General features: G+C 56.0%; 1 rRNA gene. It reads left to right on the forward strand.

The features are described from left to right. Nucleotides 1-82 precede the first annotated feature (82 nt). Nucleotides 83-199: ribosomal RNA gene (gene rrf, locus IF83_RS32825) — 5S ribosomal RNA — on the forward strand. Nucleotide 200 lies beyond the last annotated feature (1 nt).

Consider the following 200-nt stretch of genomic DNA (forward strand, 5'->3'; position numbering starts at 1 on the left):
TGTCCTCAGGTGCTCGCGTCCACTGTGTTGGTTCTGAAACAACGAACTGTGTTGCCGTCCGGTTCGTATAGTTTCATAGTGTTTCGGTGGTTATAGCGTAGGGGAAACGCCCGGTTACATTCCGAACCCGGAAGCTAAGCCTTTCAGCGCCGATGGTACTGCAGGGGGGACCCTGTGGGAGAGTAGGACGCCGCCGAACA

The organism is Streptomyces albus subsp. albus, assembly GCF_000719865.1.
GTDB lineage: Bacteria > Actinomycetota > Actinomycetes > Streptomycetales > Streptomycetaceae > Streptomyces > Streptomyces albus_E.